Here is an 18,000-nt window from a genome sequence, read left to right as displayed (position 1 = left end):
TAATTAATTTAAAACTTGCTCTTTTCTTTTTCTATGGCTTCTAAAAATGGCTTTTGATAGCTTTTATCGCTGTGTTTTTGCAAAAGTTCTTCTTTGAAATTTTCTAAAATATTAAGATAATCTTCTTGGGTTAAATTAGCTTTGATGAGTTCGTATTTTAAAAATAGCATATAGGTGTTTAACACATCGCTTTCACAATATTCGTGAATTTTTTCTAATTTGTTTTGATAAAAAAGTTCTAATACTTCATTTCCATGCACATCAAACTTTCCAGGAAGTCCTGCCATAGCGCAAAGCGTGTCAAGTCTTAATCCTTTTTGACCAAAACTTCCTAAAGATTCTAATAAATCACAATGTTTATTTTCTACAAATTTGCTTTTGTAGTTATTCCATTTATCGCTTGCGTCCAAATAAGCACTTGCGTTGATATTGTATTTTAATGCTCTTATAACAAGCAAAGGCATGTCATAGCTTTTACCATTAAAACTTACAAGGCGGGGTTGGTGTTTATCTATGAAGTTAAAAAACTCTTCTAACATTTGCTGTTCATTTTCGCCTTTGATTTTATTGACTTTGATGAAATTTCCAAATTTATCTGCAATCACTGCACAAATGCTTACAACTTTATGAAAAGGTAGGGGTAAAAATTCACTTCCACTTTCTTCTTTTTGTCTTTCTAAAGCTTGCTTGCTAATGCTTAAATCATCGCCATTAAAATCATAAAGATGTTTTATCAATTCTACATCAGGAATGCTCTCACAATCAAAAACGCAAATATATTCTTGCATGATAAACCTTTTTTTAAAAAATCTTTGTTAAAATCATAACAGAAAATTTAAAAATAAAGTAGTATATGAAAATAGGTTTGGTTAAATTATCCGCACTTGGAGATATCATCCATGCGGTAATTGTTTTACAATTTATTAAAAAGCACTATCCTAAGGCGAGTATTGATTGGTTTGTAGATGCAAGATTTGCAGGATTATTGCAAGATCATCCAATGATCAATGAAGTATATGCCCTGCCTTTAAAAGATAGAAAATTCAAAGAAGTTTTTACTATGCTTTTTGAAGCAAGGCAAAACAAATATGATGTTGTGATTGACTTGCAAGGTTTGATTAAATCTGCTTTGGTAAGTAAATTTTTATGTGCTAATACTTTTGGTTTTGATCAAGAAAGTATCAAAGAGGGCTTTGCGAGCAATTTTTATACACATAAATTTGCGTGTAATTATGAAGAAAATATTATCGTACGTAATCTTTCTTTGGTAGCTTATGTGCTAAATGAGCATTTTGATCATAGCGATATAGAGTTAAAACAAAGTTGTTTTAGCGTAGATGATGAGTTAAAAGAAGAGCTAGAACAAAGACTTTCTTTAAATGAAAGTACGCCAAATATACTTATACATGTAGGCTCATCTATGCCTAATAAAATTTACCCAAAAGAGCGTTTGATACTACTTTGTAGAATGCTTTTAGAGTATTTTACTAGTGCAAAAATCATGCTTGGTTGGGGTAATGTTAATGAGTTTAATTTTGCTAAAGATATAGTTTTAAATTTAAAGCATTTGAAAATAGAACTTGCGCCAAAATTAAGCTTAAGTGAGCTTTGCGCTTTAACTAAGGCAAGTGATTTGATTATCGGAAATGATAGCGGGCCTACTCATTTAGCCTTTGCATTAAACAAGCCTTCTATAACGATTTTTGGCGCTACTCCTAGTCAAAGAAATGCTTATGAAACAAATATCAACAAAACGATCAATGCAGGTAAAAAAATATTGCATTCAAAACATATAGATAAGAGTGATTTTTGCATACAAAATATCGATGAAAAAGATATTTTTAAACTTGCTTGTGAGCTTTTAGAAAAATGATAAATTATGTATATCTAAGCCTTTTTTATATATTAAAAACTCTTGTGAAGATTTTACCTTCAAGACTTTTAAACTCTTTTGCAAATTTGGTTGCTTTAATCACTTACAGACTTAATCACAAACACCGCAAAATCATTGATACAAACTTAAAAATTTGCTTTCCTGAAAAAGATCAAAAATGGCGTGATGAAACTAGTCTTAATATTTATAAAAATTTTGCTAAATTTGGGATTGATTTTATTAAAAATCAAAATGCAAGCAAAGAAGAAATCATCAATAAAATTTACTTTGATGATGAGGAGCAAATTTTAAATATAATGCAAAGTAAAAGACCCTTGATCGTAACTACGGCTCATTATGGCAATTGGGAACTTTTAGCTTTGTCTTTTGGAGCTAAATTTCAAGGAATTTCCATAGTTGGAAGAGCGCTTGATAGCGTGATAATGGATAAAATTTTAAGTAAAAATCGCACGCAATTTAATATAGAACTTATAGAAAAAAAAGGCGGGCTTAAAAAAATGCTAAAAGCCTTAAAAGAAGGCAGATCGCTTGGAATTTTAACCGATCAAGATGCAGTGGATAGTGAAAGTGTAAAAATACAATATTTTAATCAAGAAGTAAATTTCATAGCAGGTGCAAGTGTGCTTGCTAAAAAAACACAAGCGATGGTTTTACCTTGTTTTGTGTATCAAAAAGATGAGAAATTTTTTGTAAAAACTTTTAAGGCTTTAGATGCAAGTAAGGTAAGTATAGAAGAGCTTACTAAGTATCAAGCAAAGTGTTGTGAAGAGATGATTAAATTTAAACCTGATGAGTATTTTTTCTTTCATAAGAGATTTAAAAGATACAATCATGAGTTGTATTTATAGGATATAAAATGGATTTAAAGCAAATTAGTGTAATAATGATTGTTAAAAATGCTCAAAAAACTTTAAAAGCTTGCTTGGAATCTTTGCAAGAATTTGGCGAGATAGTTTTAATAGAAAATGATAGTAATGATGATACTTTGAAAATTGCTTATGAGTTTAGTAAAAGTTATAAAAATATCAAGATTTATCAGCATAAATTTATAGGTTTTGGACCTTTGAAAAATTTAGCCATAAGTTATGCTAGTAATGATTGGATTTTTAATATTGACGCAGATGAGCTTGCTAAGAAAGAATTTTTACAAGAGTTAGGGCAAATTGAGCCTAATAAAGAAGATATCATAGCTTTACCAAGAGAAAATTTATATAATGGAGAGTGGATTAAAGCTTGTGGGTGGTGGCCTGATTATGTAATGCGTGTGTTTAATAAAACCCATACTAGTTTTAATGAAAATTTAGTGCATGAGAGTTTGATTTTACATAAAGATAGTAAAAAAATTAAGTTGCAAAATGGTTTGAGGCATTTTGCTTTTGAAGATATCGATGGTTTGTTAGATAAACTTCAAAAATACTCTAAACTTTGGGCTTTGCAAAATTTACATAAAGAAAGTAGCATTTGCAAGGCATTGTTAAGAGGAATTTGGACTTTTTTTAGAAATTATGTTTTAAAAAAGGGAATTTTTTATGGCTATAAAGGCTTTATTATAAGTACTTGCAATGGCCTTGGAGCTTTTTTTAAATATATGAAATTATATGAGTTAAAAAAGCAAAAGCCAAAAACTTGCGCTTTAATCATTACAACCTATAATCAAAAAGAAAGACTTGCTTTGGTGCTTGATAGCGTTAAAAACTTAGAACCTTTACCAGATGAGGTTTTAATAGCTGATGATGGAAGTAGGGAAGATACAGCTAAGCTTATACAAGCTTATCAAAAAGATTTTCCTTGTAAGTTGGAGCATATTTGGCAAGAAGATGAGGGGTTTCGTGCTGCGGCAAGTCGTAACAAAGCGATTAGAGCTTCAAATAGTGAATATATTGTTTTAATCGATGGAGATATGATTTTAGAAAAAAACTTCATCGGTGATCATTTAAAATTTGCTAGTTTAAAGACTATTTTGCAAGGCTCAAGAACTATTTTAAATGAAAATGAAAGCAAAGAACTTTTAAGCAAAAATGATTTTAGTTTGACATTTAATAAAAAAGGTTTTAAAAATCAAAGAAATACTTTTTTAGCTCAATGTATATATAAATTTTCAAAACTAACTAAGAAATTTTTTAAAAAATCACAGCTTGTTAAAGGTAGTAAAACTTGCAATATGAGTTTTTATAAAAGTGATTTTGAAGCCATTGAAGGATTTAATGAAAAATTTATAGGTTGGGGCAGGGAAGATAGTGAGTTTGTAGCTAGATTTTTATTTAATAATGGAGTGTTTAAAAGACTTAAATTTAATGCCCTAGCTTATCATATTTACCATGAAGAAAATAGCAAAAATATGCTTGAAATCAATCATCAAATTTATCTTGAAACTATAAAAAATGAAAAAATAACTTGGAGATAAAGCATGAAAAAAGTAGGCGTAGTAATCCCCATATACAATGTAGAAAAATATCTAAAAGAATGTTTAGATAGTGTAATCAATCAAACTTATACTAATTTAGAAATCATACTAGTAAATGATGGTAGTACAGATGAAAACTCACTCAATATTGCAAAAGAATACACTTTAAAAGATAAAAGAATAACTCTTTTTGATAAAAAAAATGGTGGCTTAAGTAGTGCAAGAAATGTAGGTATAGAATTTTTTTATGGTGAATATGAAATACAACATATTGAAAAAGAAAATGAATTAAATATTTTTAAGATTGTTGGCAATAATCCGCAAAATATTTATAAAATTTATAAGCACAAAAATGTTTTAGTTGATAGTAAATTAGAAATTCCAAAGATTGATTATATTATCTTTTTAGATTCTGATAATTATTGGGAGTTAAACTGCATAGAAGAGTGTTTTGTAAGAATGCAAAATGTAGATGTATTGTGGTTTGATCATGCTTGTATTTATGATGATGGTATAGAAGATAAAGGCCAAAAGACAAGGATGAATATATTTAATTTTACTCAAGAATGCACTATCACTCCAAGAGACTATGTTAAGCAAGCTATAAAAGTAGGTTCTAGGGATATTTCATTTAGTTGGGGCGGTATGATAGATTTTTCATTTTTAAAACAACTAAAACTTAAATTTATCAACAAAATTATCAATGAAGATATTCATTTTGGCATGGTTTTGTTTGCGAGTGCTAATCATATTTATATTTTGCCAAAAAGATTGTACTTATGCCGTTTGAGAGCAAATAGCATATCAAATCATGATAAAAAAGTTACAAAGGCAAATGTATCAGAGTATTTTAAAGACTTGTATGAATTTTTTGGAGAAAATGCTAAAGAGGCAAAAAACTATTTAAAAGCAGCAAGTAGGATGATAACAGCTTTAGAGTTGATAGAGTTTTTTAAAGATCAAAAAAGTGAAAATTCTCAAGCCATAAAAGAGGCTTTTTTGCCTTTTTATGTAAAAAAGGCTTTGATGATTAAAAAATTTAAAAAAGATCCTTTAAATTTAAAGGAAAAATTACCTATAATAAAACCTTTTATCCAGACAAAAATCCCTTATGATCTTTGGAAGATTTGCCAAAAAATAAAAGGTATTTTTAGATAAAATCAACTTTGCAAGACGATTTTATCTATCATTGAATCTTTTTTTATAGATTTAAAATGCGTGAGTTTGTGTAAAAAACTTTGTTTTTGAATTTCTTCCCAAAGAGTTGGATTAAATTTTTCTTTGGCGCTAAATTGTAATAAATGGCATTCTATATCACTCATGTTTTTATAAGTATCATTTGTAAAGCCATGTTTTTTTAAAAGTTCAAAGATAATTTGAAAAGTAAAATAATAAAAGTTATTAGAATTTTTCTCATTTAACCAATAATATATAAGTATGCCTTTCATAGCTTGAATATTTTTGTGATGTGATTTTGAGATTATAAAACTATTTAGTATTTTAACTTTAAAATCATCATTCCAATTAAAATATCCATAAGAAAAATATCCACTTTTGATAAATTTTTTCAATTTTTCTTTACTAGGTTTTGTTTTTGATCTTTCAAAGGTAAAAAAGTCTTTATCACAAAGCTCATTAGGAATTTTAGAGCTTAAAAATATACTTGCATCACACCATATGCCACCATAAGTTGCAAGCAAGCATACTCTTAAAAGATCTGAAAAAAAAGTTATAGTTTTTTCTCCAAAAAAATTATTTTCTAATTTTTCTATAACATATGGTGGAAAATCAAGGTAATCTTTTATATTATCTTTATCTAAAATGATGATTGTGTAATCATCTTTCATTTGACTTTGCACTGAATTGAAACATTGTTGTACCATAGGTGAGGCTTGATCTTTACCTTGGTACCAAAATTGCCAAATGATTTTATCGTTTTTAAAATGATGTTTTTTTTCAAAATCAAAATGAGGAATTTTTCCTTCTAAAAAAGGATTGACATAGTTTTTTGAAAGATAACTAGCTACTTTAGGGTGTTCTAACTTATATTGGATATGATTTCTTAATTTTCTTCTTATTGGTTTTATAGGCACAAGCGAACTTAGTTTTTTTGTTAAATTATTATAAAGCAAGTGGTTGTTTTGGTATATTTGCATAATAAATTCCTAAAAAGTTTTTTTTGATATAATATCAAAAATAATCAAGGTATATTATATGCAAAATGAAATTACTATTGTTACAGCTTTTTATAATATTGGTAGAACTACAAGGGGTAATGATCAGTATTTATCTTATTTTGATTTTTGGTCAGGACTTAAAAATTATGTGGTTATTTATACCACAGAAGATATGAAAGAATTGATTTTAGAAAAAAGAAAGCAACATCATTTAGAGGGTAAAACTACAATTATTGTAAAAGAATTAAATGAATTTGATTTCCAAACTTTAAATAAAATCAAAGAGACATTTAAGAATTACAATCAAGCTTTACATCGTAAAAACCCTAACAATATAGAGTGTATTTCCCCGCTATATTGCTATCTTATGTACCTAAAACCCTTTTTTATTTGTGACGCAATAGAAAGAGGTATTGTGAGTGAAAATATAATGTGGCTTGACTTTGGTTTTAATCATGGTGATAGCTTTTTTATTAACAAAGACCAGTTTCGTTTTTTACTTGAAAAACAAGAAAATATAATTAACGATAAAATCAACTTTTTTTCTATAAAAGATCAAGAAGCAAACACTATTCCTGAAATTTATTATAATATGGAACCATTTTTAATAGGTGGTTTAATATATGGGAGCAATAGAGCTTGGAGTAGTTTTAAAAAAAATTTGTATGAATGTATGCAGTGTTTTTTATCGTTTAACATAGTAGACGATGATCAAATTATGTTTTTGTGGTGTACAAGAAATTATCCACAAAACTATAATATAGTTAGATGTTATGAATGGTTTGACTCGTTGTTTAATTTCATACCTAAAGAAATCAAAAATACTATTCTATTCAAAAGAAAAAATAGCCAATATTATAAACTAATTAAAGAAGAAATAAAAAATAAAAAAAATATAAATTTATATAATAAATCAAGATTATACTTTAAATATTTTTATTATAAATTTATCAACAAAAAATATATAGAACTATAGATTCTTTATTTTATAAAAGATATTTTTTCTAAATTTTTTTATTTTTTTTCGTTGTAGTCTTAAAATGAATTTGTGAATAAAATTTTTGGCTATATTTTTATAATACAAGTCATATTTATGAATTTGAAGACAACTGATAACATACTGACAGAATAAATAGTGATGAGTATTGTAATTATAAGCAGAAAGTTTTTGAATGCAGTATTCTAAATCTTTAAGATAACTTTTTATTTTGCTGATATTTTTTTGATTTGTAGTTGAATTGATATTCTCACAATTGTAGTTGTATAAGCATTCTGAAATTGTTTTGATTTTTGTTATATTTTTAGTGTAACTTGCAAAAATTAAGGCGTCTTCGGCCATTGTAATTTTATTATTTCTTAAATCAAGATCATTAAAAGCTTTCAATAAAATATCTTTTTTAAATAACTTGCTCCATGCATTCCATATAAAGTTATCTTTATTGATTAGATAAATAAGGTAATCTTTTATTGAGTAGATGTCAATAGAGTGGTTTTTAATAGGAGTTTTTGTTCCATTTACGATATATGTATTAAAACAAATCATTTCAATATTGGTATTTAAATTTTTAATACACTCTTCACAAGCATTAAGTTCTAAATAATCATCAGGATCTAAAAACATGATGTAAGGCGAAGTTGCTATTTTAACACCTTCATATCTTGCTTTTAAAAGTTTTAAATTTTCTTCATTATGTATGATTTTTATTCTATCATCTTTACTAGCATATTCTTTAGCTATATCTATACTTTTATCGCTTCCACAATCATCTACCACAATGATTTCTATATCTTTAAAAGTTTGGTTAATGCAACTTTCTAATGCTCTAGCAATATATTTTTCCACATTATAGGTTGGTAGTATGATGGAAATTTGACTCATTTTTATCCTAAATTTTATATACCAATATATTATATCAAAATATGATAAAATATACAAAACATTTACTAAATAAAGGCATATCATAATTATGAACTTATATTTACATATAGGCACAATGAAAACTGGCACATCAACTATTCAAGATTTTTTATTTTTTAATAGAGAGTTGTTAATAAAAAATGATTTTTTATATCCTATTTCTATTAAAAATAAAGGTATACTGAATGATCATAATGTAATTGTAGATATAATAGAAAATAATCAGATTTGCAAAATCAAAGCATTTAAAAAAGAACTTTCTAAATTTAAATGTTCTAATGTGATTATTTCTGCTGAGAATATACAATGGAAATTTAACACTATAAGACATGTAAAAAAAATGAAAGATTTTTTTGAAAATATTGGTTTTCAAAATATTTATATTTTAATATATTTAAGAGAACCTTCGGAGTTGTATCTTTCAATGTCTTCTCAAGCTATTAAAGATAATCACTATGCTGATTTTATGTTTTTAGAGCCATGGAATAATAAAAAAGCATTAGATTTATGCAATTATAAAAAAACTATTTTACGATATGAGAAAATTTTTTCAAAAGATAAGCTGATTGTCAGGCTTTTTAGTAAAAATGATTTTATCAATAATAGTTTAATAGAGGATTTTACAAATTCTCTTAAGTTAAAATGGAATAAAGAATTTAAAATTCCTAAAAATAGCAACGGTTCGCTAAATATTTTGGGTATAGAATTGGTTAAGGCTATTAATCAATCTAATGCTTGGGCGGATGATTATCAAATGAGATATGAGGATATATTATTATTCGTGGATAAGTATTTTTCAAAATCTACTACTGATGTATTAAAATTTTTTCCACCAAAAGAAATTATGTTTTTGTATCAATCTTACTTTAAACAATCAAATGAGTATGTTAAGAAAACTTTTTTTCCGCATAAAAAAATATTATTCTTGCCAAAAGATAAACAAAATTACAATGAAAATTATCAGTTATATAATATTAATAAAGAAGAAATTGAAAATATTTTAAGATTTATAGCCGAGATTCTTAGCTATAAAAATCACCAAATAGCTAGCTATAGGAAAATGATGAGAAAGAAAGAATTTAGAATTGCAAGATTATTTTTTAATTTTAGATTAAAAGCAAAAAATATAAGAAAATACTTTAGATTTTTTATTGCTATTTGACAATTTTTGTAGGTATTATCATATTGTATATAAATTTTAAAATCAAAAAGTAAAATCTTATAACCTCTCTTATAATTTTGGAAGGTATATTAAGTTTCTTTTTTCTTTGTGTTATGGTAGTTTCTACATGATTTAAGTCAAGTAAGAATGGTTTATAGATGATGTTTTGCATTTTATTATAATAATCATATCCATATAATCATCTACGGGCTTAAACCAATATTTTGCCTTTTTAACAAACTTTTTTGCAGCATTTGGGCGTATAAAATATCCTTGCGTGCCACCAGTATTCTCGTAACTTATGTAAAAATTGTTATTTAAATGGTGTATTCTTTTATCAAAAAGGTAATAAAATCTTATGTATTCATAGTTGCTATTTAGTAATTTTTCAATGATATTTGAGTTGTTTAAAAGCTTATCACTAAAGACGATATCATCTTCTAAAATGATGATAGGACTATTAAGTTTTTGACATTTTTTTTCATAAACTATAATGGGATGCAAAGCATGATTTTTCACTATCGCTAAGTTCGCGTCCAAGTACAAATTGACACCACCATGGGAAGTGACTTCTAAATTGCAAATATTCATTTTTAGAACCATCGATGGCTTTAAAAAATTCAAATTCTAGTTGATTTTTTAAATTCGGATTGCATGTGAAAAGTTTTTGAATTTGTTCTTGCATAAAATTTTTTCTATCTTCTGAGCGTTCTAGATTGATGATAAAAACTTTTATTTTTTCCAAACTCTACTCTCTAACCCTAAAATTTCTTTCTCTAAAACTTCTAATATTTTTTCATTGAAATGCTTATATGGAAAAATATTAGTTAATTTTTTAATGCATTTTAAACTTTGCTTTTTATGCTCGTAATTTTGCCATAAAATTTCTTTATTTTTGTTTTCATATCTACCATTTTCATTAAATTCATAGTGGTATATACATTCTTGCGATATAAAAAAACTTTCACCAATCATAAAATTTATATAGTTAAAAAGCACATCTTCTCCATAACAAAGTTTTTCTTTAAAATCAAGATATTCAAAACTTTTTAAAATCAAATTTTTCCTATATACTTTTGCCCAAACACTCCAGCAAAAATGCTTTTGATTGAGTAAGAAATTTAAAAAATCATCTTTATTAAAAAGCTCATCTTGTTTAAATCTATAAAATTTTTTAAATTTCACTCTATGCACATATGCATCAAACGCTACCATATCTACATTTTTAATTTTTTCAAGCCCAACTTCACAAGCATTAAGTTCTAAATAATCATCAGGATCTAAAAACATTATATAGGGTGAGCTTGAATTTAATACACCTATATTTCTACTAGCAAAGGTTCCTAAATTTTCTTCATTATGTATGATTTTTATCCTATTATCTTTACTTGCATATTCTTTAGCTATATCTATACTTTTATCATTACCGCAATCATCTACTACAATGATTTCTATATCTTTAAAAGTTTGGTTAATACAACTTTCTAATGCTCTAGCTATATATTTTTCTACATTATAAGTTGGTAATATGATGGAAATTTGATTCATTTTAGCTCTTTATTTTTTGATATAATTATAGCTTTTATTTTTAAGGAAAATCATGAATATTTTTATCAACCTTCCTACTTGGCTTGGCGATGCAGTGATGGCTAGTGCGGCTATTTATGCTATAAAAGAAAAATATCCCCAAGCTAAATTTACTTTTTATGGTTCTTTTGTGAGCACAGAGCTTTTTAAACGCTTTGAAAATACTCAAATTTTAGTAGAAAATAAAAAGCAAAGATATAGGCAAATTTTACAAGCTAGAAAAAACCTTGGTAAATTTGATCTAGCTTTTTCGTTTCGCTCGGCATTTTCAAGCAAGATCATTTTAAATCTAATCAAAGCAAAAAAAAGATTTTATTTTGATAAAAATATTCTAAAAGAAGAACACCAAGTCTTAAAATACTTAAATTTCATAGAAAAAGCCTTAAATTTTAAAGCCACTTCAAATTCTTTAAAACTCCCTATAAAAGCAAAATCAACTCAAAAAATTTTAGGTATAAACCCGGGTGCGCATTTTGGAAGTGCTAAAAGATGGGAAGCGAGCTATTTTGCAAGGGTAGCAAAAGAATTTAGCTCCACGCATCAAATTTTAATCTTTGGAGTGGAAAGTGAGAGAGAAATTTGTAATGAAATTGAACATTTTCTTTTAAAAGAAGGCATAAAAGTAAAAAATCTTTGTGGTAAAACTAGCATTTATACTTTATGCAAAAATATTTCTATGCTTGACTTGCTCATCACAAATGATAGTGGTCCTATGCATATAGGCGCAGTTTATGGGGTGAAAACGGTGGCTGTTTTTGGCTCGACTAAATTTAGTCAAACCTCGCCTTGGCAAGAAAATGCTAACATAGCACATTTAAATTTAGCTTGTATGCCTTGTATGCAAAAGATCTGTCCTTTAAAACACCACAAATGCATGAAAGACTTAAAGCCTGAAGTGGTAATAAATTTAGCAAAAACATTTTTTTAGTATATTTTTCTTTGTGGTTTTGGTTTAAACCTCTTGCAAAAGCTTGATAAATGTGTTAAACTTAACAATCATTTTTAATCAAGGAGCTTTTTATGACTAAAGCAGATTTTATTTCTCAAGTTGCTCAAACTGCTGGGCTAACTAAAAAAGATGCAACTGCAGCTACTGATGCAGTAATTGCTACTATTACTGATGTATTAGCTAAAGGTGATAGCATTAGCTTTATCGGTTTTGGTACATTTTCTGTAGCTGAAAGAGCTGCTAGAGAAGCTAGAGTACCAAGCACTGGTGCTACTATCAAAGTACCTGCTACTAAAGTTGCTAAATTTAAAGTAGGTAAAAACCTTAAAGACGCAGTTGCTGCTGCTAAAACTGCTAAAAAAGCTAAAAAATAATTCTTTGCGCAAAAGTTTCTAACTTTTGCGTTTTTCTTCGTAGTTAAGTATTAATTTTCTTTTGATATTGTTTTTAAAAAATTAGAAGGAAAACAATGTCAGTTTATAATAATATTTTAGATTGTATAGGTAATACCCCGATTATTTCTTTAAAAGAATTTGCTCCAAATCTTTATGCTAAATGTGAGTATTTTAATCCAAGTCATTCTATAAAAGATAGAGCGGCTGTGGAGATGATAAAACAAGCTTTAAATGAAGGTAAGATCAATCAAGAAACAACTATTATAGAAGCCACAAGTGGAAATACCGGTATAGCTTTAGCAATGATTTGCGCAAGCTTAAAGCTTAAACTTATCATAGCTATGCCTGAGTCTATGAGTATTGAGCGTAGAAAAATGATGAGTTTTTTTGGCGCAAAGATAGAGCTTACTCAAGCAAGTAAAGGTATGCAAGGAGCGCTTGATAGAGCTAATGAGCTTTTGAGTGAAATTCCAAATTCGTTTATGGTAAGTCAATTTGAAAATATCAACAATAAAAACACACATAGAAAAAATACTGCTTTAGAAATTTTAAAAGCCTTACCCGATCTTGATATTTTTTTAGCAGGTTTTGGTACAGGTGGGACTATAAGTGGGGTAGGAGAAATTTTAAAAGAACATAATCCTAATGTCAAAATCATAGCCTTAGAACCCGCATCTTCACCACTTTTGAGCCAAAATATTGCTGCAAGTCATAAAATTCAAGGTATAGGTGCAAATTTTATCCCTAAAATTTTAAATCAAAAAATCATAGATGAGATAGTTTGTGTAAGTAATGAAGATGCTATAAATACAGCCTTAGAGCTTGGTAAAAACGGCATAATGGCAGGAATTTCAAGTGGGGCAAATGTGTATATGGCTATAAAAATTGCTTTAGAAAATCCTGATAAAAAAGTCTTGACTATGCTAAATGATACAGCCGAGAGGTATTTATCAACTGATTTATTTGCAAATTTATAATTAGGAGTGAATATGAGTCAAAATAATGAGCATTTTGATTTAGATCTTGAAAGGGCGATTTTAAGTTCTTGTATATATAGCGAAGATTCTTTTTTTAGTATTTCTTCAGATATTGAGATTAATGATTTTTCACTCAAAGCTCATCAAGATATTTATAAAGCTATTTTAGCTTGTGTGAATGCAGGCGAGCCTATAAGTGCAAGTTTTATAAGAAAACACAAAAAAGTAGACGAGCAAATTTTAGCTGAAGTTTTAGCCACTACTTCCATAGCAGATGTGAGCAAATACGCTTATGAGCTAAGAGAAAAGTCCATTAGACGCCAACTTTTAAATTTTGCTTATACTATACCTACAAGGGTAAATGAAGATAAAAGCATTTCTCAAATTTCAGATGAAATAGGCAAAGAGATTTTTAATCTTACTAACCGTGTAAATAGTAATAGTATTAAGGATATGACTATGGTGATGTCTGAACTTATGGATGAGTTTAAAAAGCAAAAAGAAGCAGAAAACAAAGATATTTTGGGACTTGATACAGGTTTTAGCGAGCTTAATAAAATGACAAAAGGCTTTAAACCTGGCGATCTTGTAATCATTGCTGCACGCCCTGGTATGGGAAAAACTACAATTTGTCTTAATTTTATAGAAAAAACACTAAGGCAAAATAAAGGTGTTGTAATGTTTTCACTAGAAATGCCTGCCACGCAAATCATGCAAAGATTAATCAGCGCAAAAACTTCCATTCCTTTGCAAAAAATTCTAATCGCAGATTTAAACGATGATGAGTGGAGTAGGGTAGGTGATGCTTGTAATGAATATGCACAAAAAAATCTTTATATTTACGATAGTGGCTATGCTAGTATAGCTGATATTCGTTCGATTTTACGCAAAATCAAAGCTCAAGATGAGAGTATTGAGCTTTGCGTGGTAGATTATATCGGTCTTATGATGAGTAATTCAGCTTTTAATGATAGGCATTTACAAGTGAGTGAAATTTCAAGAGGTTTAAAACTTTTAGCAAGAGAATTAAATATGCCAGTAGTGGCACTTTCGCAATTAAATCGCTCATTAGAAAGTAGAGCAAATAAGCGTCCTATGCTTAGTGATTTAAGAGAAAGTGGTGCTATAGAACAAGATGCGGATACGATTTTATTTGTATATAGAGATGAGGTTTATAGAGAGCAAGAAGAAAAAGAAAGAGAAAATAAAGCTAAAAATGAAGGTAAAACTTATGAGAGAAAATTTATGCCAAATCCTGTGCAAGAAAAGGCTGAGCTTATTATAGGTAAAAATAGAAATGGCCCTGTAGGGCATGTGGATTTGCTTTTTTTAAAAGAAAAATCATGTTTTATTGAAGCTCCAAAAGAAGATTTTGTGGTTACAAACTTTGAAGGTTAATTCAAAGGGTAACCATAGTTTTTATGCATAAAAAGTTCTAAATCCTTAAAATCGATTTTTCCCATTAGTTCTTCTACGAGTTGCTTATACACTATTTTTCCATCTTTGACCACAAAGGCTGCTCTTGCTAATAATCCTGCAAATATACTATCGCCTATTAAAACTCCATAATTAGTACCAAAATCTTTAAAAGCAAAATCACTTGCTACAATAATATCATCAACCCCTTCAGTAGCACAAAAACGATCCATAGCAAAAGGTAAATCCATACTAATAATAATAACTTCAATATTTTTCATAGAAGCTAATCTTTTGTTAGTTTCTTTTGCTTGTTTGGAGCATACTTGAGTGTCTAAACTAGGAAAGCTTAATAAAATTTGAGTTTTTCCTGGTGGTGCTATTTCTACTGGGGCGAGGTTTTTGGTTCTTAGAGTTATTCTTGGAGCAGTATCGCCAACTTCTAGCTCATCTCCTATAAGTTCTATTTCTTGATCTTTATATATAATGCTTGCCATAATTTTCCTTTTTTATAATAAAATCATTTTTGCTAAAAGTAAAAAACTAAAAAATCCCAAACTATCGGTAATTGCAGTAATAACTACGCTAGAACCTACAGCAGGATCAATTTTAAACTTTTTTAAAGTTAAAGGTACAAAAGAACCTACAAAACCGGCTAAGGCTAGATTAATTAGCATTGATAAGGCTATAACAAGTCCTAAAAGAGCTGTTTTAAACCATATAAAAGCTATAATACTCATAATACTAGCAAATATAAGCCCATTAAGCAAAGAAATTCCACTCTCCCTTAATATAACTTTTTTAGCGTCTTTAAATTCTACTTCATTGAGTGAAAGTTTTCTAACTGTTACTGCTAAAGCTTGTGAACCTGTATTGCCTCCCATAGAGGCTACGATAGGCATAAGTACTGCTAGAGCTACAAGTTGTTCTATTTCACCTGAAAAAAGGCTAATGATATTAGCTGAGATTAATGAAGTAGTAAGATTGATCATAAGCCAAAAAGCTCTTGCTTTAGCTGCTTTAAAAGCACTTTCTTCTTCAGCATCTTCATCAACTCCGGCTAAGTTATAAATTTGCTCTGTTGCATTTTCTTGGATTAAATCATGAATATCATCATAGGTAATTCTACCTAAAAGCACTCCATCATCATTTACAACCGCTAAAACACTCAAATCATAATCTTCTACTATATCAATAGCCTTTTGTATATCTTCATGATCTTTAATGCTATAACATTTATATTTTTCGCTATTATTTTTAATAATATCTGCAAAACTTAGTTTAAAATCCCAAATCAAAAGATCACTTAAGTTGATAGCATTGCAAAGCTTTCCTTGATTATTTATAATATAAACTTGAAAAATTTGATCCACTTGTCCTGAGTGTTTTAAAATTCTATATCTTTTAATAGCCTTTTCTATACTCTCATCAATAGAAGCTGTGAAAATTTCTGTTTGCATATAAGCACCAGCGGTATTTTCATCATAATTTTTAAGGCGTAAAATTTCTTCTTTATCTTCGGAACTTAAGCGGTTTAAAACGGCTAAAGTTTTTTGTGGATTTAGCTCTTCAAAACGCTTAATCAAATCTGTTGCATCATCACTTTCAAGCTCTTCTACCGCTTTTGCAATCTTTATAATGCTTAAGTGTTCTAAAATATCTTCTAAGATATGTTCAGGTGTTATAGTAGCTACATTTGCAAGTGTATAAGTATCAAAAGATTTAAGAGTTTGCAAATAAAGCTCTTCATTATATCTTTTGATAGTCTTTAGGGCTTCATTGGTTTCATAGGTGCTTTGATCTTTGGAAATATTTTTTAAAAGTTCTTGTGCTTCTAAAAAATCATTCATCATCTCAAAGCTCCATAGAATTTTCTATATTTTGTTCTTTTGGTGGATTTTTATAGTTTTCATCAATGCTTTGCAAGCGGTTTTCATACTCTTTTGCCATTTTTAAAAATTCTTCTTTGTTTTTACCGCTTAGGCTTGATTTTGGAATTTTTACTATGGTTTCAGGATTAATTGCTTTGTTATTTAGATAAAGTCCAAAATGTAAATGTGGCCCAGTACTCATACCAGTAGAGCCTACATAGGCAATTACTTGTCCTTGCTTAACTTTTTGGCCACGTTTGATTTTTGCAAAACGACTAAGATGAGCATATAAAGTCATATAACCTGATACATGCTTTACTTGTACAACCTTACCATAACCACCTTTTGTTCCAACAAAGCTAATCGTCCCATCTCCTGCGCTCTTAACCGGAGTACCCGTTGGAGCAGCATAGTCAATGCCTAAATGCGCTCTATAGCGTTTTAAGATAGGATGATATCTTGCTCTGGTAAAACGATCTGAAATCCTTGTGTATTTAACAGGCTTAGTTAAAAAGAAATTTTCAAGCTCTTTTCCTTGAGCGTTATAATAAGAATCTTTATATAAAAATACAGAATATTCTTTACCTCTAATATTAGCTAAAGCTGCTTGGATATTAATATCGCCAAAAAGTCTTCCTAGTCTTCTTTTTTGTTCATAAATCAATACTACACTATCGCCTTTTCTAACATTTTTAAAATTAACACTATTTTTAAAAGCTCTTACCATGGCTCTTGCTAAGGTTACACTACCACTTTCATCATAAACATCTTGATAAGCTGAGTTGTTAATAGCTACGCGAATGGTTCTTTTTTCTTTAGTGTAAGAAATAGGGGTAAAACTTAATACGAATTTGTTTTCATTATTTTTGTAAATATGAATTTGTAAATCATCACTAATTGGGATTAAAACTTGCTCAAGCTCACCTTGCTCATCTTTAAGCATTTGGTATTTAACACCACTTGTGATTTCTGCACTTAGTTCTTTATCTTCGGTATCAAGATTATAATATAAATTAAGTGGTATAGAATGATCTTGTAAAAAATCAAGTAAAGTTTTGCCATTTTCCCAAGAAAGCTCTTCAACGCTTGAAATAGCAAAAAGTTTTATCGATATAAGTAAAGATATGAAAATTTTTTTCATGATAATTTAAAGCCTTCTAAAATTTAAACATAAATTTGTATTTTACTTAATTTTTCTTACAATTTTGTAAGGAAAAAACAATATAATTTATTTTTTACACTTTTTAAGG

At 28.3% G+C, this 18,000-nt stretch carries 16 protein-coding genes and 2 pseudogenes; 10 read left to right on the top strand and 8 right to left on the bottom strand.

Translation table 11 applies throughout. From position 1 onward, the window contains the following. Positions 1-8: 8 nt before the first annotated feature. Positions 9-788 (bottom strand): 3'-5' exonuclease, encoded by a 780-nt coding sequence (locus CAMP5053_RS01040; RefSeq protein WP_337217109.1) that lies wholly within the window; start codon positions 786-788, stop codon positions 9-11. Positions 789-853: 65 nt separating this feature from the next. Here CAMP5053_RS01040 and waaC point away from each other — a divergent pair, with 65 nt between their 5' ends. The 4 genes and pseudogenes from waaC (at position 854) to CAMP5053_RS01020 (ending at position 5,505) form a co-directional block, all read left to right on the top strand. Beyond that, positions 854-1,873, top strand: coding sequence for a lipopolysaccharide heptosyltransferase I (waaC, locus tag CAMP5053_RS01035; protein ID WP_337217108.1), 1,020 nt, complete (start codon positions 854-856; stop codon positions 1,871-1,873). Further along, positions 1,870-2,742 carry a lipid A biosynthesis lauroyl acyltransferase gene (locus CAMP5053_RS01030; RefSeq protein WP_337217107.1) on the top strand — a complete coding sequence of 291 codons (873 nt, stop codon included), beginning with the start codon at positions 1,870-1,872 and terminating at the stop codon, positions 2,740-2,742. Before waaC ends, CAMP5053_RS01030 begins: the two co-directional genes overlap by 4 nt. 8 nt (positions 2,743-2,750) lie before the next feature. Then, complete coding sequence (locus tag CAMP5053_RS01025) at positions 2,751-4,298, top strand: glycosyltransferase family 2 protein (protein WP_337217106.1); 1,548 nt, start codon at positions 2,751-2,753, stop codon at positions 4,296-4,298. A gap of 3 nt (positions 4,299-4,301) precedes the next feature. Further along, a pseudogene (locus CAMP5053_RS01020) lies at positions 4,302-5,505 on the top strand (glycosyltransferase family 2 protein). On the opposite strand, the gene CAMP5053_RS01015 reads toward CAMP5053_RS01020, so the two are convergent. After that, positions 5,459-6,454 carry a capsular polysaccharide synthesis protein gene (locus CAMP5053_RS01015; RefSeq protein ID WP_337217105.1) on the bottom strand — a complete coding sequence of 332 codons (996 nt, stop codon included), beginning with the start codon at positions 6,452-6,454 and terminating at the stop codon, positions 5,459-5,461. The pseudogene CAMP5053_RS01020 and the gene CAMP5053_RS01015 overlap by 47 nt on opposite strands. A 58-nt stretch (positions 6,455-6,512) precedes the next feature. Between CAMP5053_RS01015 and yibB the strand changes: the two genes are divergently transcribed. Beyond that, positions 6,513-7,451 (top strand): protein YibB, encoded by a 939-nt coding sequence (gene yibB, locus CAMP5053_RS01010; protein ID WP_337217104.1) that lies wholly within the window; start codon positions 6,513-6,515, stop codon positions 7,449-7,451. On the opposite strand, the gene CAMP5053_RS01005 is transcribed toward yibB, so the two are convergent. Continuing rightward, on the bottom strand, positions 7,446-8,354 hold the full coding sequence (locus tag CAMP5053_RS01005) for a glycosyltransferase family 2 protein (protein WP_337217103.1): 909 nt from the start codon (positions 8,352-8,354) through the stop codon (positions 7,446-7,448). The genes yibB and CAMP5053_RS01005 overlap by 6 nt on opposite strands. Positions 8,355-8,442: 88 nt before the next feature. Here CAMP5053_RS01005 and CAMP5053_RS01000 point away from each other — a divergent pair, with 88 nt between their 5' ends. After that, positions 8,443-9,555 carry a hypothetical protein gene (locus CAMP5053_RS01000; protein WP_337217102.1) on the top strand — a complete coding sequence of 371 codons (1,113 nt, stop codon included), beginning with the start codon at positions 8,443-8,445 and terminating at the stop codon, positions 9,553-9,555. On the opposite strand, the pseudogene CAMP5053_RS08590 reads toward CAMP5053_RS01000, so the two are convergent. Beyond that, positions 9,548-10,291, bottom strand: a pseudogene (locus CAMP5053_RS08590) (glycosyltransferase family 25 protein). The gene CAMP5053_RS01000 and the pseudogene CAMP5053_RS08590 sit on opposite strands and share 8 nt — an antisense overlap. Beyond that, positions 10,288-11,103, bottom strand: coding sequence for a glycosyltransferase family 2 protein (locus CAMP5053_RS00985; RefSeq protein ID WP_337217100.1), 816 nt, complete (start codon positions 11,101-11,103; stop codon positions 10,288-10,290). Before CAMP5053_RS00985 ends, CAMP5053_RS08590 begins: the two are co-directional and overlap by 4 nt. Before the next feature lie 52 nt (positions 11,104-11,155). On the opposite strand from CAMP5053_RS00985, the gene waaF reads away from it, so the two are divergent. The 4 genes from waaF (at position 11,156) to CAMP5053_RS00965 (ending at position 14,861) form a co-directional block, all read left to right on the top strand. Further along, positions 11,156-12,070, top strand: coding sequence for a lipopolysaccharide heptosyltransferase II (gene waaF, locus CAMP5053_RS00980; protein WP_337217099.1), 915 nt, complete (start codon positions 11,156-11,158; stop codon positions 12,068-12,070). Positions 12,071-12,162: 92 nt separating this feature from the next. Beyond that, positions 12,163-12,465, top strand: a complete 303-nt coding sequence (locus CAMP5053_RS00975) for an HU family DNA-binding protein (protein ID WP_039619003.1) — start codon at positions 12,163-12,165, stop codon at positions 12,463-12,465. A gap of 95 nt (positions 12,466-12,560) precedes the next feature. Next, positions 12,561-13,463: a cysteine synthase A gene (gene cysK, locus CAMP5053_RS00970; RefSeq protein WP_337217098.1), complete on the top strand. Its 903-nt coding sequence runs from the start codon at positions 12,561-12,563 to the stop codon at positions 13,461-13,463. Positions 13,464-13,475: 12 nt separating this feature from the next. Then, positions 13,476-14,861 carry a replicative DNA helicase gene (locus tag CAMP5053_RS00965; protein ID WP_087699265.1) on the top strand — a complete coding sequence of 462 codons (1,386 nt, stop codon included), beginning with the start codon at positions 13,476-13,478 and terminating at the stop codon, positions 14,859-14,861. Here CAMP5053_RS00965 and tpx read toward each other — a convergent pair. From tpx to CAMP5053_RS00950, 3 genes are read right to left on the bottom strand one after another with little or no spacing between them, the layout of a single operon-like run. After that, positions 14,858-15,376, bottom strand: coding sequence for a thiol peroxidase (tpx, locus tag CAMP5053_RS00960; protein ID WP_337217097.1), 519 nt, complete (start codon positions 15,374-15,376; stop codon positions 14,858-14,860). The genes CAMP5053_RS00965 and tpx overlap by 4 nt on opposite strands. A gap of 12 nt (positions 15,377-15,388) precedes the next feature. After that, the gene (mgtE, locus tag CAMP5053_RS00955; RefSeq protein ID WP_337217096.1) at positions 15,389-16,732 is read right to left on the bottom strand and encodes a magnesium transporter; all 1,344 of its coding nucleotides are present in this window, start codon (positions 16,730-16,732) and stop codon (positions 15,389-15,391) included. Between the two features lies 1 nt (position 16,733). Next, positions 16,734-17,891: a peptidoglycan DD-metalloendopeptidase family protein gene (locus tag CAMP5053_RS00950; RefSeq protein ID WP_263726870.1), complete on the bottom strand. Its 1,158-nt coding sequence runs from the start codon at positions 17,889-17,891 to the stop codon at positions 16,734-16,736. Positions 17,892-18,000: the final 109 nt, after the last annotated feature.

The organism is Campylobacter sp. S4:11 (assembly GCF_024723695.1).
Classification (GTDB): Bacteria; Campylobacterota; Campylobacteria; order Campylobacterales; family Campylobacteraceae; genus Campylobacter_D; species Campylobacter_D jejuni_C.
This window is presented reverse-complemented; position numbering and strand designations above follow the sequence as displayed.

Excerpts from the sequence above, each read along its gene's own strand:
- CAMP5053_RS01040 (WP_337217109.1), bottom strand. The coding sequence starts at position 788 with ATGCAAGAATATATTTGCGTTTTTGATTGTGAGAGCATTCCTGATGTA.
- waaC (WP_337217108.1), top strand. The coding sequence starts at position 854 with ATGAAAATAGGTTTGGTTAAATTATCCGCACTTGGAGATATCATCCAT.
- CAMP5053_RS01030 (WP_337217107.1), top strand. The coding sequence starts at position 1,870 with ATGATAAATTATGTATATCTAAGCCTTTTTTATATATTAAAAACTCTT.
- CAMP5053_RS01025 (WP_337217106.1), top strand. The coding sequence starts at position 2,751 with ATGGATTTAAAGCAAATTAGTGTAATAATGATTGTTAAAAATGCTCAA.
- CAMP5053_RS01015 (WP_337217105.1), bottom strand. The coding sequence starts at position 6,454 with ATGCAAATATACCAAAACAACCACTTGCTTTATAATAATTTAACAAAA.
- yibB (WP_337217104.1), top strand. The coding sequence starts at position 6,513 with ATGCAAAATGAAATTACTATTGTTACAGCTTTTTATAATATTGGTAGA.
- CAMP5053_RS01005 (WP_337217103.1), bottom strand. The coding sequence starts at position 8,354 with ATGAGTCAAATTTCCATCATACTACCAACCTATAATGTGGAAAAATAT.
- CAMP5053_RS01000 (WP_337217102.1), top strand. The coding sequence starts at position 8,443 with ATGAACTTATATTTACATATAGGCACAATGAAAACTGGCACATCAACT.
- CAMP5053_RS00985 (WP_337217100.1), bottom strand. The coding sequence starts at position 11,103 with ATGAATCAAATTTCCATCATATTACCAACTTATAATGTAGAAAAATAT.
- waaF (WP_337217099.1), top strand. The coding sequence starts at position 11,156 with ATGAATATTTTTATCAACCTTCCTACTTGGCTTGGCGATGCAGTGATG.
- CAMP5053_RS00975 (WP_039619003.1), top strand. The coding sequence starts at position 12,163 with ATGACTAAAGCAGATTTTATTTCTCAAGTTGCTCAAACTGCTGGGCTA.
- cysK (WP_337217098.1), top strand. The coding sequence starts at position 12,561 with ATGTCAGTTTATAATAATATTTTAGATTGTATAGGTAATACCCCGATT.
- CAMP5053_RS00965 (WP_087699265.1), top strand. The coding sequence starts at position 13,476 with ATGAGTCAAAATAATGAGCATTTTGATTTAGATCTTGAAAGGGCGATT.
- tpx (WP_337217097.1), bottom strand. The coding sequence starts at position 15,376 with ATGGCAAGCATTATATATAAAGATCAAGAAATAGAACTTATAGGAGAT.
- mgtE (WP_337217096.1), bottom strand. The coding sequence starts at position 16,732 with ATGATGAATGATTTTTTAGAAGCACAAGAACTTTTAAAAAATATTTCC.
- CAMP5053_RS00950 (WP_263726870.1), bottom strand. The coding sequence starts at position 17,891 with ATGAAAAAAATTTTCATATCTTTACTTATATCGATAAAACTTTTTGCT.